The sequence below is a fragment of the Paractinoplanes bogorensis genome, assembly GCF_018829635.1.
Lineage (GTDB): Bacteria > Actinomycetota > Actinomycetes > Mycobacteriales > Micromonosporaceae > Actinoplanes > Actinoplanes bogorensis.
The window spans coordinates 69,420-91,076 of sequence record NZ_JAHKKG010000022.1 but is presented as its reverse complement, the minus strand read 5'-3'; the positions used below and the strand labels follow the sequence as shown (position 1 = coordinate 91,076).

Here is a 21,657-nt window from a genome sequence, read left to right as displayed (position 1 = left end):
GGATTCTCGGGACTGGTTCGCGGGGCTTCACGACGATTTGGCCCTCGGCTCCCGCGGTCCCCCGCGCGAGAGTCCGTCGGCCCAGCGGTGAGGGGGTGTCCAGTGGACGTCGACGCCGGCCACGGCGCCGCCCTTGGACGTGCCCTGCCAACAACCCAGCGCGACATGTCGATCACTCAGCGGCTACGTTCCTTCCTGAGTTTCCCGGGCAACGACGACGACCCGGTGACGGTCCTCACGCGCACGCACCGTGCCGTGCACCCGTCGGCCGACGCGGGCGTCCTGCGGCGCAGCTATGCCATCGCGGAAAACATGCACCGCGGCCAGATGCGCAAGTCGGGCGATCCCTACATCACGCACCCGCTGGCCGTGGCGCAGATCTGCGCCGAGCTGGGCATGGACACGACCACTCTGGTCGCCGCCCTGCTGCACGACACGGTGGAAGACACGAGCTACACCCTCGAGGCGCTGCACGGCGACTTCGGACCCGAGGTGACCCACCTGGTCGACGGGGTGACCAAGTTCGACAAAGCGTTCTACGGCAAGGCGGCCGAGGCCGAGACGATCCGCAAGATGATCGTGGCCGCCGGCAAGGACGTCCGCGTCCTGGTGATCAAGCTGGCCGACCGCCTGCACAACATGCGCACGCTGGACGCCCGCTCCACTGCTTCCCGGGCCCGCATCGCCACGGCCACGCTCGACGTGCTCGTCCCGCTCTGCGACCGGCTCGGCATCCAGGCCCTCAAGCGCGATCTCGACGACGTGGTGCTCTATCACCTCGAGCCCGACTCCTACGCGCGCATCGACGACCACGTACAAAATCGCCCGGGCTGGGACGACTACCTCGACCAGGTCAGCACCAAGGCACGCTCGGCACTGCGCCGGCAGCGGGTGACCGCCGAGGTCGGGCCCCGCCCGCGGCACTACTACTCGATCTGGAAGGACACGGTCGCCGGCGGCCACACCGTGCCCTTCGACCTGCCGCGCATCGCGGTCGTGGTCGACGGCCCCGAGACCGACTGTTACGCCGCGCTCGGCGCGATCCACGGCCAGTGGCGCCCGGTCGCGGGCCGCTTCAAAGACTTCATCGCCTCCCCCAAGAACAACCTCTACCGCTCGCTGCACACGACGGTCACCGGCCCCGACGGGCGCCTGGTCGAGGTGCTGATCCGCACCCGCGCGATGCACCGCTTCTCGGAGTACGGCGTAGCGACGACCTACCGCTACCCGAAATACGCCGAGACCGCCGAGGCCTCGGGCGCCGACCAGCTCACCTGGCTCAAGCGGGTGCTCGACTGGCAGCAGGACACCGACGCGGCCCAGTTCCTCGCGTCGCTGCGCTGCGACCTGGCCGAGGCCCAGATCACGGTCTTCGCCCACGGGCACGCGTTCGAGCTGCCGAGCGGCTCCACCCCGGTCGACCTGGCCTACGAGCTCGGCCCCGAGACCGGCGACCAGTGCCTGGCCTCGACGATCAACGGCCGGCTGGCCCCGCTCAGCTCGCAGCTCCGCGACGGCGACGTGGTCGAGATCTTCTCCGAGACCGACGGTCACGTGGAGGTGGAGCCGAACGCTCCTCGCGGCCCGCGCCGTGAGTGGCTCGGCTTCGTGAAATCGAGCCAGGCCCAGCTCCAGATCAACCGTTACTTCGACGAGAAGAACGAGCCCGGCATCAGCATCGCCGACAAGGTGCGACTGGGCCGGGCCACCATCGGGCTGACGCTGCGCAAGCACGACCGGGGCCTGGCCAGCGAGGTGCCGCTGCGCCGGCTGGCCGAGGAACTCGGCTATCCTGACCTCGAGACCATGCTGGTCGCGGTGTGCGAGCGCACCCTCGAGCCCGACACCGTGGTCGAGCAGCTGATCGCCCTCGTCGATCACCCGGACTGATGCCCGCGGGAAAGCGCCCGATAGCCTGGCCTTCGTGAGCATTCCTCGGCGCGTGCGGGCGTACGCCTATCAGACGTTCTATCGCATGCCGAGTTCCGTGCGCCGCACCGTGGCCAGCCTGGTCGCCCCGAAATACCTGGTCGGCGCCGTCGCGGTGATCCACGACTCGGAGTCCGCGGAGCCCGGGCAGCTGCTTCTGCTGCGCCAGCCGACCAAACACGGCTGGAGCCTGCCGGCCGGGCTGCTCAAGCGCCACGAGGCGGCCGCCGTCGGCGCCGCGCGCGAGCTGTTCGAAGAGACCGGGGTGCGCATCGACCCCGGCGAGCTCACCCCCGGCAACCCCAACGCGATCATCCACCCGGTGGGCGTGGTCGACACTGTCTGGTTCGGCCGCGTGCCCGCCTCGAGCACCGAACTGCGCGTCGACGGCGGCGAGATTCTCGAGGCCGGCTGGTTCCCGGTCGACGACCTCCCCCGCCTCACCCGCAACACGGCCCAGCTGCTGGCCCGCTACGACATCGGCCGCAAAGCATGATCGAGACGGCCGGGGTGGTGCTGGCGGCCGGCGAGGGTCAGCGCCTCCGGCCCCTGACCGAGCATCTGCCCAAGGCGCTGTGCCCGGTCGGCAACGTCGCCCTGCTCGACCGCGCCCTTTTCCGGCTCGCCGCGCTCGGCCTGGCCGGGCCCGCGACGGTCGCGGTCAACGCCTGCTACCTGGGCGACCAGGTCGTCCGCCACGTCGGCGAGCGCGCCCACCTGTCGGTCGAGCCCGGCGACCCGCTCGGCACGTCGGGCGGCGTCGGCCGGCTCAAGGGCTGGATCGACGGCCGCGGTGCCCTGGTCGGTAACGCCGACGCCTACCTGGCCGACCCGGCCCGCGACCCCGGCAAGGACATCGCGGCCCTGCTCGACGGCTGGTCGGGCGACACGGTCCGCATGCTCACCAAGCCCAATCGGCCCGGCACGACCGGCGGCTTCAGCGGCCGTCGGTTCACCGGGTTCTCCTTGCTGCCCTGGCGCTACGTCCGCGACCTCTCGACCGAGCACGGCAACCTCGTGCGCACGGTGTGGCGCCCCGCCGAGGCCGAGGGTGCCCTCGAACTCGTCGACTACCCGGGGACCTACATCGACACCGGCACCCCGGCCGACTACCTGAGAGCCAACCTGCACGCGGCCGGGTCCGGGTCCCTGATCGACCCCGACGCCACGGTGTCAGCGCCGGTCACGGCCTCGGTGATCGGCGCCGGGGCCACCGTGGCGGCGCCGGTGACGCGGTCCGTGATCTGGCCCGGCGCCACCGTGCACGCCGGCGAGCCCCTGACCGACGCGATCCGCGCCCCCGGCGACCTCACCGTCCACATCTGAATTCCCAGACCTAAACCATTTCCCGTACGGCGTCAGCCACCGCTCGGAAGTCCTTGCGCAGAATCGCCCCGTGGTTGCTGGTGACCTTGGCGGCCAGCCGGATGTGCGGGTTGCGGGCGATCGCCCCGTCCAGCCCCTCCCGGATGCGCTCCTGCTCGTTCCCGCGGCTGCCGAGTGATGTCCCCGACGCGACCACATAGCGCGTCGGCACGGCGAGCGAGTCGAGCACCGGGGCCAGTTCGCTCGTCCGCGAGAGCCGGCCGAGTTCGATGTTGCTCTCGGCCAGCTGCTCGGGGTTCATCCGAGGGGTGATGCCGGTGGGGCGCAGCAGCGGCAGGAACCAGCCCATCCGCTTGAACATCGTGCGGATCCGCTGCTCCATGGCGTCATCCAGCCAGTCGTACGGGAAGGCGCCGTCGACGAGCACCGCACCGGCCGCGCGCTCCGGGTTGCGGGCGGCCCAGTGCGCCGCCACCACCGCGCCGTACGACCAGCCCACGACCAGCGCCCGCTCGACGCCGCGGGCGGCGAGAACGGCGTCGACGTCGCGTACGGCGGCCTCGAACGAGTAGTCGGCCGAGCGCTTCGACTTCCGTCCGCGCGCCCGCTCGTCGAAGGTGACGTGTCGCCACTGCGGGCCGAGCTCGTCGATGACCCGCCGCCAGTAGCCCTGCGTGGCGAACTGGCCGTTGAGGTAGAGCACCGGGACTCCCGGGCCGCCGGTGTCGGTGACGGCGAGCGCCGTGTCGTCGACCGGAACCATGCCGGTCCATGCCCTCAGGTCAGTCATCATGGTCGTTCTCCCCACGTGATCACTGTCTTTCTCGATGCTGGAAACGCTACGTTGCCTTTCCAGATCCGGGCAACAGCAATGTTGCATGCAGAAACCCTAAGAGCAGCTCAACGTACATTTATCATTGCAATGGACAGTGAGATAACGCAACGAGACTTACCCCGTTCGTTGCAATGGGTGTGAATCGAACGCTATGGTGGACGCGATCAGAAGGCCGGCGGCCAGAACCGAACCCGACGGCCACGAAACCCAGGAGGCGCAGGATGCCGGGCGGCCGACTCACCCAACCCGAACGCCAGCAGATCGCGACCGGGCTGGCCGACGACCTGTCCTACGCCGAGATCGCCCGCCGCCTCGCCCGCCCGACCTCCACCGTCACGCGCGAGGTGATGCGCAACGGCGGCCCCAACGCCTACCGGGCCGACCTGGCCCACCGCGCCACCGAACGCCGGGCGCACCGGCGGCGGCCCACGACCGTCCGCGGGCCGGCGTCAGCACCGCCGGCGCACGGGCGCGACGCCCGGGCCGTGGCCGAGCTGGAGGACACCCTCGTCACCGCGCTGATGGTCTCAGGGCTGTCCCGGATGGCCGCTCGGGTGCTGGCCTGTCTGCTGATCACCGACGAGGGCAGCCTCAGCGCGGCCCAGCTCGCCGAGAGCCTGCGGGTCAGCCCGGCGTCCGTATCCAAGGCGATCGCCTTCCTCGACCAGCAGAGCCTGGTGCGGCGGGAACGCGACGAGCGCCGCCGCGACCGCTACGTCGTCGATGAGGAGCTCTTCTATCAGGCGACGGTGGCCGGTGCCCGATCCAACGACCAGCTCGTCGCCACCGCCCGGGCGGGCGCGGCCGTCCTCGGGCCGGACACGCCCGCCGCGGCCCGGCTCGAGAACATCGCGCGCTTCCTAGACTTCATCAGCGACAGCATCATGCGCGCCGCCGACCAGGTGCGCGAACTGCTGCGCGAGACCAAGGCAGCCCCGCCGGGGAAAGGCTGAGCGCCGGTCAGTCGGCGTCGGGCAGGCCGATCGCGAACGCGTCCTCGAGGTCGTGCTTGGAGTAGGCCCGGAACGCGATGTGCGACTCCGTGTTGAGTACGCCCTCGGTCTTGGAGATCTTGCCGGCGATGACCTCGGCGATGTCTTCGAACTTGGCGACCCGGACGATCGCGATCAGGTCGACGTTGCCGGCCACCGAGTAGACCTCGCTCACCCCGTCCAGAGCGGCCAGCGCCTCGGCGACCTCGGGGATCGAGTCGGTGGCGCAGTCGATGTGCACGATCGCGGTGTTCACGCGAGCTCCTCGGCTATGCAGGCAGGACAGTCGCGACCATGCTATCCGGCGCACGAAGAAGGGGCCCGCCGAAGCGGGCCCCTTCTCGACTGCGGTGCTCGTGTTACTTGCGTCCGGAGGTGATCTCTTCGCGGCTGTCGCCGCTGATCGGCGGCATGCCGGGTGAGACCGGGGCCTCGGCCGGCTTCTCGACCGGGAAGAAGAAGCCCTTCACGGCCGGGGCCAGCGCACCGACACGGTTCATCTTCTTGGGGACGACCCAGCCGCCGTACTCCAGCGGGATCGGGTGGCCGTGCTCGTCGACCGGGCCGAGCGGCTGGTGCACCTCGATGAACTGGCCGTTGGGCAGGCGCCGGATGATGCCGGTCTCGACGCCGTGGGCCAGCACCTCACGGTCGTGCTGCTGCAGACCCAGGCAGATGCGGACCGAGATCCAGTAGGCCAGCGGGGGCAGCACCAGCATCCCGATGCGGCCGGCCCACGTCATCGCGTTGAGGCTGATGTGGAACTTGTCGGCGATGACGTCGTTGCCGCCGGACAGCGTCGCGATGATGAAGAAGGTGAACGCCATCGCGCCGATGCCGACCCGCTCCGGGTTGTCACGCGGGCGCTCGAGCAGGTTGTGGATCCGCTTGTCGCCGGACTTGCGCGCCTCGATCCACGGCCAGAAGATCGGGCCGGTGGTGAGGGCACCCAGGCCGACCACGGCCGGCCAGAACAGCGGCGGGATGCTGTAGTCGCCGATGTAGATCTGCCAGTTCGGCATGAGCCGGACCAGGCCGTCCATGAACATGACGTACCAGTCGGGCTGCGATGCCGACGACACCTCGGACGCCCGGTAGGGGCCGAACAGCCAGATCGGGTTGATCTGGAAGAGACCGGCCATCAGCGCGACCGTGCCGAAGACGGCCATGAAGAAGCCGCCCTGCTTGAGCGCGTAACGCGGGAACATGCGCTCGCCGACCACGTTGGTGTTCGTGCGCATCGGGCCGGGCCACTGCGTGTGCTTCTGCTTGAAGACCAGGCCCAGGTGGACGCTGATCAGCGCGAGCAGACCGCCCGGGATGAGCAGCACGTGCGCGATGTAGAAGCGGCCGATGATCAGGTGGCCCGGGAACTCGCCGCCGAAGATCGAGGCGGAGATCCAGGTGCCGACCACCGGGAGCGACAGCATGATCGCCGAGGCGATGCGGAGGCCGGTGCCGGAGAGCCCGTCGTCCGGGAGCGAGTAGCCGGTGAAGCCGGCCAGGAAGCCCAGGAGGAACAGGATCATGCCGATGGCCCAGTTGGCCTCGCGCGGCTTGCGGTAGGCGCCGGTGAAGAAGATGCGCGCCATGTGGATGACGATTGATGCCATGAACAGCAGTGCTGCCCAGTGGTGCATCTGGCGCATGAACAGACCACCGCGCACCTCGAACGAGATGTGCAGCGACGACGCGTAGGCCTGCGACATCTCGGTGCCCCGCAGCGCCGAGTAGGCGCCGTCGTAGGCCGTCTCCGACATCGAGGGGTCGAAGAACAGCGTCAGGAAGACACCGGTGAGCAGCAGGATGATGAACGAGAAGAGCGCGATCTCGCCCAGCAGGAACGACCAGTGGTCAGGGAAAACCTTGTTGAGCAGTGCGCGCAGTGGCGTAGCGGCCTGGAACCGCTCGTCGACGCCCTTGGCAGCCGTGATGGGCGCCTGTTGGAGGTCTACTTTCCGGCGCTTCACGGCCGCTCCCAGAAGTCAGGTCCGACGGTGTCCTTGTAGTCGGACGTTGCCACGAAGTAGCCCTCCTCGTCCACCCCGAGCGGCAGCATCGGCAGACGCCGGGTGGCGGGACCGAAGATCGGCTGCGCGTTGCGGGTGATCAGGAACTGCGACTGGTGGCAGGGGCACAGCAGGCGGTTGGTCTGCTGCTCGTAGAGGCTCGCCGGGCAGCCGGCGTGCGTGCAGATCTTCGAGTAGGCCACGTAGTCGCCCCACATCGAACCCTTGTTGCGACGGTCGGCGTCGGCCGCCTCGCGGGTCTTCTGCGCGTCGTCGGGCCGCAGGTGGATCAGCAGCGTCGGCGAGTCGGCGTACTCGTTGGTGGCGCCGTGCGGGATGCCGGGGAAGACCGTCATCTGGCCGCCGGTGCTCACGTCCTCGGGGCGGATCGGGCTGCCGTCGTCGCGGGTCAGCCGCACCAGGTTGCCGCCGTTGAACCCCGGGTTGAAGCCCGTGGTGTACATGATCGGCAGTTCGTCCTTGTGCGGGTTCTCGATCAGACCGCCGATCAGCGGCGCCGCGGCGACCAGGCCGATCGGGGCCAGGCCGAAGCCGATCGCACCCTTGAGCAGCGGACGGCGCTGAACGCCGTTGCCCAGCTCGTCGGCGACGAACATCATCGTCTGCCCGGTGATCTTCTGCTCGTCCGACGCGGACGGGCCGTCGTGGCGGGCCTGGATCGACACCTCGTGCGGCAGCAGCTTCTTGGCCCAGGCGAGGATGGCCAGGCCGAGGGCGAACAGCGAGATGCCGAGCGAGATGCCGAGCGCCGGTGTGTAGAAGTCGCTCAGCGTCTCGCCGAGCTCGAAGCGCCACGGCCACCAGATGTAGAAGCCGAGGAAGGCCAGGGCGCCCAGGCCGGCGATGATGAACAGGAAGGCGATGTTGCGGACGACCCGCTTCTCGGCCTTCGAGTTTGTGCCCTGGAACTGCGACTCGTAGGTGATGATCTCGATCTCGTCGCGGCGCAGGCCCTCTTTGACGATGTCGAGACGACTCAGCCGCGGGTCGTCGACGTCGATCGGCTCGGGTGCGTCGGTTTTGTCGTGGTGCAGCGTGGTCATGACTTCCCCGCAATCCACAGCGCCGTGAAGACCAGGAGCACGATGCCGACCACGAAGATCGCGATGCCCTCGGTCGACGGACCGTAACCACCTAGGTTGAAGATACCGCCCGGGTCGCGGTCGTCCTGCAGCTGCACCTTGATGTAGGTGATGATCTCGCGCTTCTCGTCCGGCGTGAGCTGGTTGTCACCGAACACCGGCATGTTCTGCGGGCCGGTCAGCATGGCGGCGTAGATCGTCTCGGGCGTGGCGTCGTGCAGCGCCGGGGCGAACTTGCCCGAGCTGAGCGCGCCGCCGGCCCCGGTGAAGCTGTGGCAGGACGTGCAGTTGACGCGGAACAGCTCGCCGCCGCGGGCCAGCGCCTCGGGGTTCTCCTCGAGGTTCTCGACCAGCTCACCCGAGGGCAGCTGGGGGCCTCCACCCAGCTCCTGGATGTACTGACCGAGCTGCTTGGTCTGGTTCTTGTCGAACTGCGGCTTCTTCTCCTCGGCCTGAGCCTCCTGGCGGGTCATCGGCATGCGGCCGGTGCCCACCTGGAACTCGACCGATGCCGAGCCGACGCCGATCAGGCTCGGACCGCGGTCGGTGACACCCTGACCGTCGCGCCCGTGGCAGGTGATGCAGCTGTTGTCGTACAGCTGCTTGCCCTCGAGTGCGGTGGCGGAGAGCTGCCGGGGCTCCTCCGCGAACGCGCCGGGAGCGAACGCGGTGTAGACGCCACCGGCGAGCGCGAGCGCGGCGATCATGCGTACCGCGGCCCCGAGACGCCGGCGCGTCCGGCTCGGCGCGCCACGCCGCCGGGAGAACACCCGGAAACGCCGACCGGCGGGGGTGTCTGAAGTCATGGGCTGTGTCCCTCTAAGTTTTGACCAGAAGCTCATGGACGAAGTCGGTCTCTACTGCAGCCAATAGATCATGGCGAACAGTGCGATCCAGACGATGTCCACGAAGTGCCAGTAGTACGACACGACGATGGCCGACGTCGCCTGTGCCGGTGTGAACCGGCCCATCGTCGTACGGATCATGTAGACGATGAAGGCGATCAGACCGCCGGTGACGTGCAGGCCGTGAAAACCGGTGGTCAGGTAGAACATCGAGCCGTAGCCGTCGGCGTTGAGCTTGATGCCCTCGCTGACCAGGGTCCGGTACTCGTTCGCCTGGCCCAGCACGAAGATCAGGCCCATCACGAAGGTGATCGTGAACCAGCGCCGCAGCGCGAACACGTCGCCCTTCTCCGCCGCGAACACGCCGAGCTGGCAGGTGACCGAGGAGAGAACCAGGATCACCGTGAACGTCGTCGCGTAGGGCAGCTCCAGATGCGGGGTGTGTTCCTCCCACATGCTGTAGTCCGCCGCACGGATCGAGAAATACATCGCGAACAACGCCGCGAAGAACATGAGCTCGCTGGAGAGCCACACGATCGTGCCGACGCTGACCATGTTCGGTCGCGTCAACGAGTGGATCCTGCTCTTGTCGATGGCTGAGGCCGCTGTCACGGGCTCATTATTGCCCCGCGATCAGTCCAACGTGCTGCGGGGGTCGAATTCCGGCACGAGTTGCAGCCCGGAAGAACGGGTACCGACCGGATAGGCCTAGCCTCGAGTGGTGCAGCTAGCCGAAACGCCCACACTCGCCGCTCAGGGCGGGGATACTGTTCTTCCGCCGTTCACCCCGGGCGTGATCTTCACGGAGATCCATCTGGGCAGTCTGGTGGCGCTGTTCCTGCTGATCGCCGGAGCACTCTACGGGTACGGCGTGTATCGGCTGCGCCAGCGGGGCGACCACTGGCCCACCGGGCGCACGGTGGCGTTCGTCGTCGGTGGACTCGGCTCGATCGCGGCCGTGACGGTCACCGGCATCGAGGCGTACGACACCACGCTGCTCTCGGTACACATGGTCCAGCACATGGTCCTGTCCATGGTCGGGCCGATCTTCCTCGCGCTGGGCGCGCCGATGACCCTGGCGCTGCGCACGCTGCCCGCCGTGCCGCGCAAGCGACTGCTGGCCGTGGTGCACAGCCGGGTCGTACGGGTGCTGACCTTCCCGCTCTTCGCCTTCGGCCTGTTCGTGGCCAACCCGTTCGTCCTCTACTTCACCGACCTCTACCGGCAGACGCTGCTGCACCCGTGGCTGCACGAGTTCATCCACATCCACTTCATCGTCACCGGCTGCCTGTTCTTCTGGCCGCTGCTGGGCCTGGACCCGCTGCCCAACCGCTGGCCCTACCCGGGGCGCGCGCTGCTGATGGTGCTGTCGGTGCCGTTCCACACCGTGCTCGGGCTGACCATCATGCAGAGCAAGACGCTGCTGGCCGGCGATTACTACCCGAACCTGGGGCTGAGCTGGACCGATCCGGTCGCCGACCAGGTCACGGCCGGGGGCATCCTGTGGGCCGGCGGCGAGATCGTCAGCGTCACGATGCTCGGCATCCTGGTGATGCAGTGGATCCGCCAGTCCGAGCGGGAGGCGCGGCGCATCGACCGGGCCCTGGACCGGCAGGAAGCCGAGGAGGCGGCCGAGCAGGCCCGCCAGGATGCAGCCAAGATCACAAACGGCGCCCCCGGCGACACCGGACCGGGGTCCGACCGCTTGTAAACCGGTCCGTTACGATCGGCGGGCACCTACGACGTGAACCGGGGCACATTCATGAGCGACGCACCGACGCAATACACGGTCCTCCTCTACAGCGACGACGCCGCCGTGCGCGATCGCATCCGGTTGGCGATCGGCGTGCGACCCGCCGCCGACCTCCGGGTCGAGTTCGCCGACGCCTCCACCTGGGAGGACTGCCGCGACCTGCTCGACAAGTACGAGATCGACCTGATGGTGCTCGACGGCGAGGCGACCCCCGCGGGTGGCATGGGCATCGCCCGGCAGACCAAGGACGAATACGCCACTCCCCCGCCCGTCTGCGTGGTCGTCGCGCGCGCCGCCGACCGCTGGCTCGCCGCCTACGCCCAGGTCGACCAGACCCTGGTCGCACCGCTCGACCCGGTCACCACCGGCCAGACGATCGCCACCATGCTCCGCGCCCGCCGCGACGGCGCGATCCCGCTGGGCACCCTCGGCACCCTCGGTTAAGAGACTCATAGAAGAAGGGCCCCCGACGTGGGCGCACGCACCTGGCCGAACCTGACGAGTGCCCTGTTGCGGGGCGAAGAGCTCGGGACCCCCGACACCGCCTGGGCCATGGGCGAGATCATGTCGGGTAACGCCACGCCGGCCCAGATCGCCGGTTTCGCCATCGCGCTGCGGGCCAAGGGCGAGACCCCGGGCGAGCTGTCCGGCCTGGTCCAGGCCATGCTGGCCAACGCGACGCTGGTCGAGCTGCCGGAAAACGTACGCACCGACGCGGTCGACGTGGTCGGCACCGGCGGCGACCGGGCCAACACGGTCAACATCTCGACGATGGCGGCGATCATCACCGCCGCCTCGGGGGTGACCGTGGTCAAGCACGGCAACCGGTCGGCCTCCTCCACCACCGGCACGGCCGACCTGCTCGAGCACTTCGGCGTCCCGCTCGACCTCGGCCCCGAGGGCGTGGCCAGCACGGTCACCGGCGCCGGCATGGGCTTCTGCTTCGCCGCCCGCTACCACCCCGGCATGCGGCACGCCGCGGTCACCCGGCGCGAACTGGGCGTCCCCACGTTCTTCAACGTGCTCGGCCCGCTGACCAACCCGGCCCGGCCCACGGCGGCCGCGGTCGGCTGCTTCGACATCCGGATGGCTCCGGTCATGGCCGCGGTGTTCGCCCTGCGGGGCGACTCGGCGCTGGTGATGCGCGGCGAGGACGGTCTCGACGAGTTCACCACGACCGCGCCGACCCGCCTCTGGCAGGCCAAGGACGGCCAGGTCACCGAGCACGTGATCGATGCCGTCGAGCTGGGCCTGGCGCGCAGCGCGCCGGACGCCCTGCGCGGCGGCGACACCGCGTTCAACGCCGACGTGGCGCACCGCACGTTCGCGGGCGAGCCCGGCCCGGTCCGCGACGCGGTGGTGCTCAACGCGGCGGCCGCCCTGGCCGCGCACGGAGGCTTCCCCGGCGACCTGAGAGACACGCTGCGGGCCGGAATCGCCCGGGCCCAGGAGACGATCGACTCCGGGGCGGCGACGTCTCAGCTGGCCCGCTGGGTCGAAGCGGCCCAGAAGGCCAAGGCCGCCGAGTAGGGGCCCGCGGGCAAACTCACAGCGGACACGCCGCCGTTAATGCTCCCTTATGCCGCTTTTACGTGGCAGCGTCGGAATCAGTTTCGGGTAATCCACCTTCCGGCGAAGAGAGGAGCCACCCGTGTCGGATCATGAGCCCCGCTGCGTCATCTGCGACAACGACATGATGTTCGAGGTGCCGGCCACCGCGGACGGTCAGGTGGAGGAGCTGGTCTGCGCCCGCTGCGGCGCCGCCGAGGTGGTCGCGCCGATCGTCGCGCACCTCTGGCCGGCCCAGCCGCGACACCTGCCGCAGCAGCGCCGAGCCGCGTAGAAAACAACGAAGCCCGCGTCCCCCAGGGGACGCGGGCTTCGGCGCACTCTTCTTAATGCTCCGCCGGGTGGCGGGTGCCGGTGTAGTACTCGAAGATCATGGCGCTGGACGAGGCGATCACCAGGATCAGGCCGAGGGCGAGCAGCCACCACAGCCAGAACACCAGGCCGAGACCGGCGACCGAGGCCGAAAGGGCGATGCCGAACGGCCAGTAGCTGCCCGGGCTGAAGAAGCCGATCTCGCCGGCGCCCTCGGCGATCTCGCCGTCCTCCCGGTCTTCCGGGCGGAGGTCGATGCGCCGGGCCACGAACCAGAAGAAGCCGCCGCACATCGAGCAGAGCAGTCCGGACAGGATCAGCGCGACCGTGCCGATCCACTCCAGATGCCCGGTGGCCCCGTGGGTGTAGAAGCCGTAGACCACGGAGGCGCCGAAGAGGAAGACGGCGACACCCGCGAAGATCTTGTATTCGGTACGCACCGCTGTATCCCTACTTCCCGGCCGTCGTCACGGCGGAGCCGGCCGGAGCGGCGACCGCGCCGTTCTGGTTCCAGCCGTTCTTCTGGCGCCGCGTGTTGAACGGCTCGGTGGTGGTCGCGTAGGCCGCGTCACCGGTGTAGCCGATCGCCGCCATCGCCTCCTGCGTGGAGGAACCCGACTTCTTGGCCTCGAGGAACGTGTTGAACCGGTCGGGCGAGACCACGACCAGCTCGAAGTTCATGAAGGCGTGGTAGGTGCCGCAGAGCTCGGCGCACCGGCCGACGTAGCGGCCTTCCTTGTCGAGGGTGATCTCGAAGGTGTTGCGCACGTTGCCCGGGAAGACGTCCCGCTTGAACAGGATCTCGGGGACCCAGAACGAGTGGATGACGTCCTTGCTGGTCTCTTCGAACCGGATCTTCTCGTTGGTCGGGAGGACCAGGATCGGGATCACGTCGGACGAGCCGACGGTCGAGGCGACCGTGTTGGCCTCTTCGCCCATGCCGTCGCGGTAGTTGAACTGCCAGTTCCACTTGAACGCCACGACCTCGACGACCTGGTCGGGGTTTTTGGAGAGCTTGTCCACGTCGGTCTGCACGATTGCCGTGTAGTAGAAGAGGATCGCCACGATCAGCACCGGGGTGACCGTGTAGAGCACCTCCATCGGCATGTTGAACCGGGTCTGCACGGGCAGTTCGTCGCCGCGCTTGCGGTACCGGATGATGCACCAGAAGATCAGGCCCCACACGAAGACGCCGACGATCAGCGCCGCGATCACCGAGGCGATCCACAGGTCGTACATCTTGTGCGCCTGCAGGGTGATGCCCTTGCCCGGCCATCCGAAGTGGCCGAAGGCGTTCCCGACCCCCTCGAGGGAACATCCCGAGAGCAGCATCAGCAGCGCCGCCCCGCTGAGACCGAGCCCGGAGATCCGGACTGCAGCCCGCGATCGCGCGGCTGAACTCTTTGCGCTCACCTGCTTTTGCCTCCTTAGCACCGCCGCCTCCCGCCCTGATTCGGACACGAGTGGCCAGGCGTTACCGACGGTCGCACACTACTCGACCAGGCCCTGTCACACCGTTTCGGGGTCCGATCTTCGAGCATGCGTGGATACCCCTCAACAAACGGACGATACCGTTCCTCGGGTGGAATACACGGGCGATCCCGCCGGTCCGGCGGCATACCTTGACGCAGCGACCGCTGTTCCGCTTCATCCGGTGGCCCGCGAGGCCTGGCTGGCCGCGCTCGCCGACGGCTGGGCCGACCCGGCGCGCCTCTATTCCGCGGGCCGGCGGGCCCAGCAACTGTCCGATGCGGCCCGGGCGGCGTTCGCGGAGAGTTTGGACGTACGCCCCGACGAGGTGTCCTTCTGGCCTTCGGGTACGACCGCCGCGCAGGCCGCCGTCCTCGGCGCACTCGCCGGGCGGGCCCGCAGTGGCGACACGCTGGTGCATTCCGCGATCGAGCACTCGGCCGTCCTGCACGCGGCCCGCCGCGGCAAGGCCGTCGAGGTCGGCGTCGACCGCCTGGGCCGCCTCGACCTCAGCGCCTGGGACACGGCCGTCTCCGCGCCCGGCGTGGCCCTCGCGTCGCTGATCAGCGCCAGCCACGAGGTGGGCACGGTGCAGCCGGTCGCGGCCGCGGCCGGCTACTGCGGCGAGGCCGGGGTGCCCCTGTTCGTCGACGCCGCGCAGTCGGTCGGCCGGGCCGCGGTGCCGGCGGGCTGGTCGCTGCTGAGCGCGAGCGCCCACAAGTGGGGCGGTCCGCCGGGAGTGGGCGTGCTGGTGGTGCGCAAAGGTGTGCGATGGATCTCCCCGTACCCGCAGGATGATCTTTATCGCCCCGGCCTCCCGGGGAGTGTCGATCTGCCGGCGGTGGTCGCGGCCGCGGCGAGCCTGCGCGCGGTTCAGGCCGATTCCCAGGCCGAGGCCGTACGCCTGAGCGCGCTGGTCGACCGCATCCGCGCGCGCGTCCCCGAGCTGGTGCCGGACGTCGAGGTGGTCGGGGACCCGGAGCAGCGGCTCCCCCACCTGGTCACGTTCTCGTGCCTCTATGTCGACGGGGAGGCGCTGCTGCACGCGCTCGACCGGACCGGTTTCGCGGTCTCGTCCGGTTCGTCGTGCACGGCGTCCACGCTGAAACCGAGCCACGTGCTCGAGGCGATGGGCGTGCTCAGCCACGGCAACGTGCGGGTCTCGCTGCACCGCGGCACCACCGAGGCCGACGTCGAGCGCTTTCTGGCCGTGCTTCCGGGGCTGGTCGAGCGGATCCGGCGGGAGGCGGGGATGTGATCGAGCTCGACTGTCGGGGCCAGAAGTGCCCGTTGCCGGTGATCCGGCTGGCTCAGAACATCGGCCGGGTCGAGGTCGGCGACGTCGTGCGGGTGCTGGCCGACGACCCGGCCGCGGCCAACGACATCCCGGCCTGGTGCCGGATGAAGAAACAGGAGTACCTGGGCTCCCCCGAGTCCGACGCGTTCGAGGTGCGACGGCTCAATTGATGAGGTACTGAGCGATCGCCTCGACCGGTTCCTTGGCCAGGTGGGTGTCGACGACCAGGCGCGGGCCGAGGTAGGGCTCGTATTCGGCCTGGCGCTCGAGCACCCGCACCCAGTCGGGCACGCCGTCGTGGTCGCGGGACTCGTAGCGTTTCTCGACCCGCCGCCGGTGCTCGGTGTCGTCGCCGACCACCACCTCGACCACCCGCAGCGGCACCCCGGCCCGCTCGGCGACGTCGACCCAGAGCTGCCGCGCCGCCTTGACCGGGCTCACCGCGTCGATGATCACGTGGTGGCCGATCCCGAGTTGCACCTCGGCGAGGGCGGCCACCGCCCCGTACGCGGCGAACCCGGGTCTCGGCTCGGTCACCTCGTAGCGCTGGAGAGCGGAGTCGACGGTGTCGACGGCCAGCACGCAGGCGGGCAGCTGGGTGGCCACCCGCGCCGCGAGCGTGCTCTTTCCCACACCGGGCAACCCGGCGAAGACGGCCAGCACCACTTGTTTCCCCCGGAGCTAGGCGGCGGGCAGGAACGACTTGATCTCGGCGGCCGCCTCATCACCGTACGAGTCGGCGAAACGCTTGACGAAGTCTTCGGCGCGGATGTCGTATTCCTGCGGGCCGACCGACTCGAGCACGAGCGCGGCCACCAGCGAGCCGACCTGGGCCGCCCGCTCGAGGCCGAGGCCCCACGACACGCCGCTGAAGAAGCCGGCCCGGAAGCCGTCGCCGACGCCGGTCGGGTCTTCGGCGATGACGTCCCGCGCGACCGGTACGTGGATCCGCTCGATGCCGCGACCGGTGATCTCGACGCCGTCCTTGCCGAGCGTGGTGACCCGGATCTTGACCTGCTCGAGGACCTGCTCGGAGGTGAGGCCGGCCTTGGTCTCGAGCAGCGAGCGCTCGTACTCGTTGGTCATCAGGAACTCGGCCCCGCTGATCAGCGTGAGCACGTCGCTGCCGTCCATGCGGGCGAGCTGCTGCGACGGGTCGGCGACGAACTTGAAGCCGCGGGCCCGGCACTCCTGCGAGTGGCGGATCATCGCGGCCGGGTCGTTCGCGCTGATCAGCACGAGGTCGAGGCCACCCGCCCGCTGGTCGACCGGGGCGAGCTCGATGTTGCGGGCCTCGGACATCGCGCCCGCGTAGAACGAGGCGATCTGGTTGAGGTCGTCGTCGGTGGTGCAGACGAAGCGGGCGGTGTGCGCCACCTCGCTGACGTGCACCGAGTCGCAGTCGACGCCGTGCCGCTCGAGCCAGGACCGGTAGTCGGCGAAGTCGGCACCGACCGCGCCGACCAGGATCGGGCGCAGGCCGAGCTTGCCCATGCCGAACGAGATGTTGCTGGCCACGCCGCCGCGCCGGACCACCAGGTCGTCGACGAGGAAGGACAGGGAGACCTTGTGCAACTGGTCGGCGATCAACTGGTCGGCGAACCGCCCGGGGAAGTGCATCAGGTGGTCGGTGGCGATCGAGCCGGTGACGGCGATCTTCATGAGGGCCCTCGGGAGCTTTTGGGAACGGGGGGCTTACGACAGCAGCCTACCGGCTGGTTACGCGCAGCAGGCCGCCCCGTTAACGGAGCGGCCTGCTGAGGGGTTTCTGGGGAACTCAGTGGAACGAGTCACCACACGCGCACGAGTTCTGCGCGTTCGGGTTGTCGATCGTGAAGCCCTGCGCGTCGATCCGGTCGGCGAAGTCGATCGTCGCGCCGGCCAGGTAGGGGGCCGACATGCGGTCGACGACGACCTCGACGTCACCGAACTCGTTCACGATGTCGCCGTCGAGCGAGCGCTCGTCGAAGAACAGCTGGTAGCGCAGGCCGGAGCACCCGCCGGGCTGAACGGCGATGCGCAGGCGCAGGTCGTCGCGCCCTTCCTGCTCGATCAGGGCCTTGACCTTCACCGCGGCGACATCGGTCAAAAGGACAGTGGTCGGGGCGGTCGCCTCGGCCGACTCGGTGTGCGATTCAGTGGTCACTGCGATATCTCCCTGCAGGTGCGGACAGATCTGCCGTACTGGCCAACGCTAGCCCCATTCCGGAAGATTCCCAATCCGGGTGGTCCAGTTCACCCCGCTCTAGCGGCTCCACTGCTCGCTCAGGCGTCCGGCCAGCTCACGGATGCCGCGGGCGGGCTCGGCCATCGCCGTCTCGGTGCTGCCGAAGTGCTCGGTCAGGGAATACGTCTCGGTCACGCCGGCCGCCGCGGCCTCCCGGTAGCCGGTCTCGTTGCGCCCGGCGACCACGACGCAGGGCAGTCCACGGTCGCGCGCGGCGTTGGCGATGCCCGCCACCACCTTGCCGCGCAGCGACTGATGATCAAAAGATCCCTCTCCGGTGATCACCAGGTCGGCCGCGTCGAGCTCCTTCTCGAGCCCGATGGCCGTGCTGACCAGCCCGATTCCGGACACCACACGCCCGCCGAGGGCGATCAGGGCCGCTCCGATCCCGCCCGCCGCACCACCCCCGGGCACACGCTGAAGATCCTCCACCCCAAAGGCCTTTTCCAGTACGCCGGCAAACTGCTCCAACGCGGCATCGAGTCGATACACGTCTTCGCGGCTCGCACCCTTCTGCGGACCGAAGACGTTGCTCGCTCCCTGCAGACCGGTCAGCGGGTTGTCCACATCCGTCGCCGCGACCAGGCTGACCTGCCGCAACCGGGGCGCCCCACCGAGCGCCGCGGCCGCGTTGAGGTAGGCACCGCCGTACGGGAGGGCGTAGCCGGCGATGTCGACCGGCGGAGCGCCGAGCGCGGCCAGCATGCCCGCCCCGGCGTCGTTGACCGCCGAACCACCCAGGCCGATCACGATCTCGCCCGCGCCCGACTCGACCGCCGCCAGGAGGAGCAGGCCCAGCCCGTACGAGGAAGCGCTGTTGGGGTCTCGCTCCTCGGCAGTCAGAAGGTGCAGACCGCAGGCGTGCGCGCTCTCGACGTAGGCCGTCGTGCCGGACAGCAGGATCTCGCCCTCGACCGGCCGCCCGAGAGGGTCGACCGTCGGCACCGGGACTCGCCGGCCGGGGAGCGCACCCGCGAGCACCTCGATGAACCCGGGCCCGCCGTCGCTCAGCGGCCTTTTGACCAGCTCGTCCGGTTTTGCCCATCCCGCGACGACAGCCTCGGCGACCTCGGGGGCGGACAGCGTGCCGGCGAACTTGTCCGGACAGATCAAAACGCGCACGGATCGAGTGTGGCAGGCCACTCTTCTCGTAGGGGATGGCCGTCCCGCGCTGTGCGACGATGACGAATGTGACGTCGACCTGGACCGAACCCTCGAACACCGCCACCGCACTGCTGCTGCTGGGCCGGGGCACCGATCCCGCCTCCGAGCGCGGCGTGGACTGCCCGGGTGACCTGCCCGCCCCGAGCGACCCCGATCTCGTCGCGCGGGCCACCGCGGCCAAGGCCGCCCTGGGCGACCGGGTCTTCGTACTCGGCCACCACTACCAGCGCGACGAGGTCATCCAGTTCGCCGACGTCACCGGCGACTCGTTCAAGCTGGCCCAGCAGGCCGCGGCCCGGCCCGACGCCGAGTTCATCGTGTTCTGCGGCGTGCACTTCATGGCCGAGAGCGCCGACATCCTGACCAAGCCCGAGCAGCAGGTCATCCTGCCCGACCTGGCGGCCGGCTGCTCGATGGCCGACATGGCCGTTCTCGGTCAGGTCGAGACGGCATGGGAGCGCTTCGTCGACCTCGGGATCGCCGGTGACGTCGTGCCGGTGACCTATATGAACTCGTCGGCCGACATCAAGGGGTTCGTCGGCCGCAACCAGGGCGTCGTCTGCACCTCATCGAACGCCAAGCGCGCGCTGACCTGGTCGTTCGAGCAGGGCAGCAAGGTGTTCTTCCTGCCCGACCAGCACCTGGGGCGCAACACGGCCGTACTGGAAATGGGCTTTGATCTTGAAGATTGTGTTCTTTACGACCCGCACAAGCCCGGCGGTGGCCTGACCGACGACGAGCTGCGCGACGCCAAGATGATCCTGTGGCGGGGGCACTGCTCGGTGCACGGCCGCTTCACCATCGACAGCGTGCGCGAGGTGCGCGAGCGGGTGCCCGGCGTCAACGTGCTGGTGCACCCGGAGTGCCGCCACGACGTGGTGCGGGCGGCCGACCAGGTGGGCTCGACCGAATACATCATCAAGGCGCTCGACGCGGCTCCGGCCGGCTCAGCCTGGGCGGTGGGCACCGAGCTCAACCTCGTCCGGCGGATGGCGCTGGCCCACCCGGACAAGCAGATCATGTTCCTCGACCGGACCGTCTGCTACTGCTCGACCATGAACCGCATCGATCTGCCGCACCTGGTGTGGACGCTCGAGGAACTGGTCGCGGGCCGGGTGCCCAACGTGATCACGGTCGACGAGCAGACCGCGGCCAACGCGCGTGTCGCGCTCGACCAGATGCTCGCGCTGCCGTAACGGTCCGTAGCCGGAAAGATCCGCTCTGCCGGAGACAACCTTTTTGTTGTCTTAATCATCAGGGTTTCGTGCCAGCCCGGGCGTTTGCCGACTGGCGCGGCTGTCACTCAGGGCTATGCTTCCCCGGTTGCAGATCGCGGGCGCCCCCTGCCCGCGCTGCCCCCTCGATCATCTTTCGGGCGCCCCTGACGCCCGCCGGCTGGAGGTTACGTTGACCGACGACGTCTTGGTCGTGCACGGCGGTACGCCGTTGCAGGGTCAGATCCGGGTCCGTGGCGCCAAGAACCTCGTTTCCAAGGCGATGGTGGCCGCCCTGCTGGGCGAGTCACCGAGCCGTCTGTTCGACGTGCCGCGCATCCGCGACGTCGAGGTCGTCCGCGGCCTGCTCGAGCTGCACGGCGTCAAGGTCAGCGACGGCGCCGACGACGGCGAGATCGTGATGGACCCGACCAACGTCGAGAGCGCCACCACCGACGAGATCAACGTGCACGCCGGCTCGAGCCGGATCCCGATCCTGTTCTGCGGCCCGCTGCTGCACCGGCTCGGGCACGCGTTCATCCCCGACCTGGGCGGCTGCCACATCGGCCCGCGCCCGATCGACTTCCACATCCAGGCGCTGCGCGAGTTCGGCGCGGTCGTCGACAAGACCCCCGAGGGCATGCACCTGAGCGCGCCCAACGGACTCAAGGGCGCCAAGCTGGAACTGCCCTATCCGAGTGTCGGTGCGACGGAGCAGGTGCTGCTGACCGCCGTACGGGCGGAAGGGGTGACCGAACTCCGCAACGCGGCCATCGAGCCCGAGATCATCGATTTGATCTGCGTGCTGCAGAAGATGGGCGCCATCATCACGGTGCACACCGACCGGGTCATCGAGATCCAGGGTGTGCCGCGCCTGCACGGCTACCAGCACAAGCCGATCCCGGACCGGATCGAGGCGGCCAGCTGGGCCGCCGCCGCGCTGGCGACCAAGGGCGAGATCGAGGTGCTCGGCGCTCGGCAGGCCGACATGATGACCTTCCTCAACGTGTTCCGCTCGATCGGTGGCGAGTTCCAGATCACCGACGACCGGGTCGCCCGCGCGGGTGTCACCGGCGCCGAGGGTGGCATCAAGTTCTGGCACCCGGGCCACGAGCTGCAGGCCGTCGCGCTCGAGACCGACGTGCATCCCGGCTTCATGACCGACTGGCAGCAGCCCCTGGTGGTGGCGCTGACCCAGGCGCGCGGGCTGTCGATCATGCACGAGACGGTGTACGAGCAGCGGCTCGGTTACACCGACGCGCTCAACCAGATGGGCGCGACGATCCAGGTCTACCGCGACTGCCTGGGCGGCACGCCGTGCCGGTTCGGCCGCCGCAACTTCAAGCACTCGGCGGTCATCGCCGGCCCGTCCAAGCTGCACGCGGCCGACCTGGTCATCCCCGACCTGCGGGCCGGCTTCGCCCACCTGATCGCGGCGCTGGCCGCCGAGGGCACCTCGCGGGTCTACGGCGTCGACCTGATCAACCGCGGCTACGAGGACTTCGAAGGCAAGCTGGCCGCGCTCGGCGCCCACGTCGAGCGCCTTTAGTCCCTGCCTGTTTCAGCTTTATCAGCGGCGCGGTGTGTGACACACCGCGCCGCTTGGCTACTC

Annotated in this window: 24 protein-coding genes; 12 read left to right on the top strand and 12 right to left on the bottom strand. The window is 69.2% G+C overall.

Going from position 1 to position 21,657, the window contains the following annotated elements; all coding sequences use genetic code 11:
* The first annotated feature begins 102 nt into the window (after window positions 1–102).
* The 3 genes from KOI35_RS45210 (at window position 103) to KOI35_RS45200 (ending at window position 3,255) form a co-directional block, all read left to right on the top strand.
* Window positions 103–1,890 carry a RelA/SpoT family protein gene (locus KOI35_RS45210; RefSeq protein ID WP_215795960.1) on the top strand — a complete coding sequence of 596 codons (1,788 nt, stop codon included), beginning with the start codon at window positions 103–105 and terminating at the stop codon, window positions 1,888–1,890.
* A gap of 85 nt (window positions 1,891–1,975) precedes the next feature.
* Complete coding sequence (locus tag KOI35_RS45205; RefSeq protein WP_215795974.1) at window positions 1,976–2,425, top strand: NUDIX hydrolase; 450 nt, start codon at window positions 1,976–1,978, stop codon at window positions 2,423–2,425.
* Complete coding sequence (locus KOI35_RS45200; protein WP_215795959.1) at window positions 2,422–3,255, top strand: nucleotidyltransferase family protein; 834 nt, start codon at window positions 2,422–2,424, stop codon at window positions 3,253–3,255. The genes KOI35_RS45205 and KOI35_RS45200 overlap by 4 nt, the downstream gene beginning before the upstream one ends.
* A gap of 10 nt (window positions 3,256–3,265) precedes the next feature.
* On the opposite strand, the gene KOI35_RS45195 is transcribed toward KOI35_RS45200, so the two are convergent.
* Window positions 3,266–4,048, bottom strand: coding sequence for an alpha/beta fold hydrolase (locus KOI35_RS45195; RefSeq protein WP_246614836.1), 783 nt, complete (start codon window positions 4,046–4,048; stop codon window positions 3,266–3,268).
* A 263-nt stretch (window positions 4,049–4,311) separates the two neighbouring features.
* Between KOI35_RS45195 and KOI35_RS45190 the strand changes: the two genes are divergently transcribed.
* Window positions 4,312–5,043, top strand: coding sequence for a MarR family transcriptional regulator (locus KOI35_RS45190; RefSeq protein WP_215795958.1), 732 nt, complete (start codon window positions 4,312–4,314; stop codon window positions 5,041–5,043).
* A gap of 7 nt (window positions 5,044–5,050) precedes the next feature.
* Here KOI35_RS45190 and KOI35_RS45185 read toward each other — a convergent pair whose 3' ends face one another.
* The 5 genes from KOI35_RS45185 to ctaE form a co-directional block, all read right to left on the bottom strand.
* Entirely contained in the window at window positions 5,051–5,338 is a 288-nt protein-coding gene (locus tag KOI35_RS45185) for an Lrp/AsnC family transcriptional regulator (protein ID WP_215795957.1), read from the bottom strand.
* 103 nt (window positions 5,339–5,441) lie between these two features.
* Window positions 5,442–7,052 (bottom strand): cytochrome bc1 complex cytochrome b subunit, encoded by a 1,611-nt coding sequence (gene qcrB / locus KOI35_RS45180; protein ID WP_215795956.1) that lies wholly within the window; start codon window positions 7,050–7,052, stop codon window positions 5,442–5,444.
* Window positions 7,049–8,155: a cytochrome bc1 complex Rieske iron-sulfur subunit gene (gene qcrA, locus KOI35_RS45175; RefSeq protein ID WP_215795955.1), complete on the bottom strand. Its 1,107-nt coding sequence runs from the start codon at window positions 8,153–8,155 to the stop codon at window positions 7,049–7,051. Before qcrA ends, qcrB begins: the two co-directional genes overlap by 4 nt.
* Window positions 8,152–9,000, bottom strand: coding sequence for a cytochrome bc1 complex diheme cytochrome c subunit (qcrC, locus tag KOI35_RS45170; RefSeq protein ID WP_215795954.1), 849 nt, complete (start codon window positions 8,998–9,000; stop codon window positions 8,152–8,154). The genes qcrA and qcrC overlap by 4 nt, the downstream gene beginning before the upstream one ends.
* Before the next feature lie 51 nt (window positions 9,001–9,051).
* Window positions 9,052–9,651, bottom strand: coding sequence for an aa3-type cytochrome oxidase subunit III (gene ctaE / locus KOI35_RS45165; protein WP_215795953.1), 600 nt, complete (start codon window positions 9,649–9,651; stop codon window positions 9,052–9,054).
* A 106-nt stretch (window positions 9,652–9,757) separates the two neighbouring features.
* On the opposite strand from ctaE, the gene KOI35_RS45160 reads away from it, so the two are divergent.
* The 4 genes from KOI35_RS45160 to KOI35_RS45145 all read left to right on the top strand — a co-directional run bounded on the left by KOI35_RS45160 (window position 9,758) and on the right by KOI35_RS45145 (window position 12,635).
* Window positions 9,758–10,750 carry a cytochrome c oxidase assembly protein gene (locus KOI35_RS45160; RefSeq protein ID WP_215795952.1) on the top strand — a complete coding sequence of 331 codons (993 nt, stop codon included), beginning with the start codon at window positions 9,758–9,760 and terminating at the stop codon, window positions 10,748–10,750.
* Window positions 10,751–10,801: 51 nt separating this feature from the next.
* The gene (locus KOI35_RS45155) at window positions 10,802–11,236 is read left to right on the top strand and encodes a hypothetical protein (RefSeq protein WP_215795951.1); all 435 of its coding nucleotides are present in this window, start codon (window positions 10,802–10,804) and stop codon (window positions 11,234–11,236) included.
* A 27-nt stretch (window positions 11,237–11,263) separates the two neighbouring features.
* On the top strand, window positions 11,264–12,322 hold the full coding sequence (gene trpD / locus KOI35_RS45150) for an anthranilate phosphoribosyltransferase (RefSeq protein ID WP_215795950.1): 1,059 nt from the start codon (window positions 11,264–11,266) through the stop codon (window positions 12,320–12,322).
* A gap of 121 nt (window positions 12,323–12,443) precedes the next feature.
* On the top strand, window positions 12,444–12,635 hold the full coding sequence (locus tag KOI35_RS45145; RefSeq protein WP_215795949.1) for a hypothetical protein: 192 nt from the start codon (window positions 12,444–12,446) through the stop codon (window positions 12,633–12,635).
* A gap of 52 nt (window positions 12,636–12,687) precedes the next feature.
* Here the strand turns inward: KOI35_RS45145 and KOI35_RS45140 are convergent, their stop codons facing one another.
* The gene (locus KOI35_RS45140) at window positions 12,688–13,113 is read right to left on the bottom strand and encodes a cytochrome c oxidase subunit 4 (RefSeq protein ID WP_215795948.1); all 426 of its coding nucleotides are present in this window, start codon (window positions 13,111–13,113) and stop codon (window positions 12,688–12,690) included.
* Window positions 13,114–13,123: 10 nt separating this feature from the next.
* Window positions 13,124–14,005: an aa3-type cytochrome oxidase subunit II gene (ctaC, locus tag KOI35_RS45135; protein ID WP_215795972.1), complete on the bottom strand. Its 882-nt coding sequence runs from the start codon at window positions 14,003–14,005 to the stop codon at window positions 13,124–13,126.
* 250 nt (window positions 14,006–14,255) lie between these two features.
* Between ctaC and KOI35_RS45130 the strand changes: the two genes are divergently transcribed.
* Window positions 14,256–15,401 carry a cysteine desulfurase family protein gene (locus KOI35_RS45130; RefSeq protein ID WP_215795947.1) on the top strand — a complete coding sequence of 382 codons (1,146 nt, stop codon included), beginning with the start codon at window positions 14,256–14,258 and terminating at the stop codon, window positions 15,399–15,401.
* Window positions 15,398–15,610, top strand: coding sequence for a sulfurtransferase TusA family protein (locus tag KOI35_RS45125; RefSeq protein WP_215795946.1), 213 nt, complete (start codon window positions 15,398–15,400; stop codon window positions 15,608–15,610). The genes KOI35_RS45130 and KOI35_RS45125 overlap by 4 nt, the downstream gene beginning before the upstream one ends.
* On the opposite strand, the gene KOI35_RS45120 is transcribed toward KOI35_RS45125, so the two are convergent.
* The 4 genes from KOI35_RS45120 to KOI35_RS45105 form a co-directional block, all read right to left on the bottom strand.
* Window positions 15,603–16,106 (bottom strand): P-loop nucleotide/nucleoside kinase family protein, encoded by a 504-nt coding sequence (locus tag KOI35_RS45120; protein WP_215795945.1) that lies wholly within the window; start codon window positions 16,104–16,106, stop codon window positions 15,603–15,605. The genes KOI35_RS45125 and KOI35_RS45120 overlap by 8 nt on opposite strands.
* Window positions 16,107–16,121: 15 nt before the next feature.
* Window positions 16,122–17,102, bottom strand: a complete 981-nt coding sequence (locus KOI35_RS45115) for a carbohydrate kinase family protein (RefSeq protein ID WP_215795944.1) — start codon at window positions 17,100–17,102, stop codon at window positions 16,122–16,124.
* Between the two features lie 115 nt (window positions 17,103–17,217).
* On the bottom strand, window positions 17,218–17,586 hold the full coding sequence (erpA, locus tag KOI35_RS45110) for an iron-sulfur cluster insertion protein ErpA (RefSeq protein WP_215795943.1): 369 nt from the start codon (window positions 17,584–17,586) through the stop codon (window positions 17,218–17,220).
* 99 nt (window positions 17,587–17,685) lie between these two features.
* On the bottom strand, window positions 17,686–18,789 hold the full coding sequence (locus tag KOI35_RS45105) for a glycerate kinase family protein (protein ID WP_215795942.1): 1,104 nt from the start codon (window positions 18,787–18,789) through the stop codon (window positions 17,686–17,688).
* 59 nt (window positions 18,790–18,848) lie between these two features.
* On the opposite strand from KOI35_RS45105, the gene nadA reads away from it, so the two are divergent.
* Both nadA and murA read left to right on the top strand, forming a co-directional pair.
* Window positions 18,849–20,027 carry a quinolinate synthase NadA gene (gene nadA, locus KOI35_RS45100; protein WP_215795941.1) on the top strand — a complete coding sequence of 393 codons (1,179 nt, stop codon included), beginning with the start codon at window positions 18,849–18,851 and terminating at the stop codon, window positions 20,025–20,027.
* Between the two features lie 211 nt (window positions 20,028–20,238).
* Window positions 20,239–21,594 carry a UDP-N-acetylglucosamine 1-carboxyvinyltransferase gene (gene murA / locus KOI35_RS45095; protein WP_215795939.1) on the top strand — a complete coding sequence of 452 codons (1,356 nt, stop codon included), beginning with the start codon at window positions 20,239–20,241 and terminating at the stop codon, window positions 21,592–21,594.
* Window positions 21,595–21,657 lie beyond the last annotated feature (63 nt).

Excerpts from the sequence above, each read along its gene's own strand:
- KOI35_RS45205 (WP_215795974.1), top strand. The coding sequence starts at position 1,976 with ATGCCGAGTTCCGTGCGCCGCACCGTGGCCAGCCTGGTCGCCCCGAAA.
- KOI35_RS45200 (WP_215795959.1), top strand. The coding sequence starts at position 2,422 with ATGATCGAGACGGCCGGGGTGGTGCTGGCGGCCGGCGAGGGTCAGCGC.
- KOI35_RS45195 (WP_246614836.1), bottom strand. The coding sequence starts at position 4,048 with ATGATGACTGACCTGAGGGCATGGACCGGCATGGTTCCGGTCGACGAC.
- KOI35_RS45190 (WP_215795958.1), top strand. The coding sequence starts at position 4,312 with ATGCCGGGCGGCCGACTCACCCAACCCGAACGCCAGCAGATCGCGACC.
- qcrA (WP_215795955.1), bottom strand. The coding sequence starts at position 8,155 with ATGACCACGCTGCACCACGACAAAACCGACGCACCCGAGCCGATCGAC.
- qcrC (WP_215795954.1), bottom strand. The coding sequence starts at position 9,000 with ATGACTTCAGACACCCCCGCCGGTCGGCGTTTCCGGGTGTTCTCCCGG.
- KOI35_RS45155 (WP_215795951.1), top strand. The coding sequence starts at position 10,802 with ATGAGCGACGCACCGACGCAATACACGGTCCTCCTCTACAGCGACGAC.
- ctaC (WP_215795972.1), bottom strand. The coding sequence starts at position 14,005 with ATGCTGCTCTCGGGATGTTCCCTCGAGGGGGTCGGGAACGCCTTCGGC.
- KOI35_RS45115 (WP_215795944.1), bottom strand. The coding sequence starts at position 17,102 with ATGAAGATCGCCGTCACCGGCTCGATCGCCACCGACCACCTGATGCAC.
- nadA (WP_215795941.1), top strand. The coding sequence starts at position 18,849 with ATGACGAATGTGACGTCGACCTGGACCGAACCCTCGAACACCGCCACC.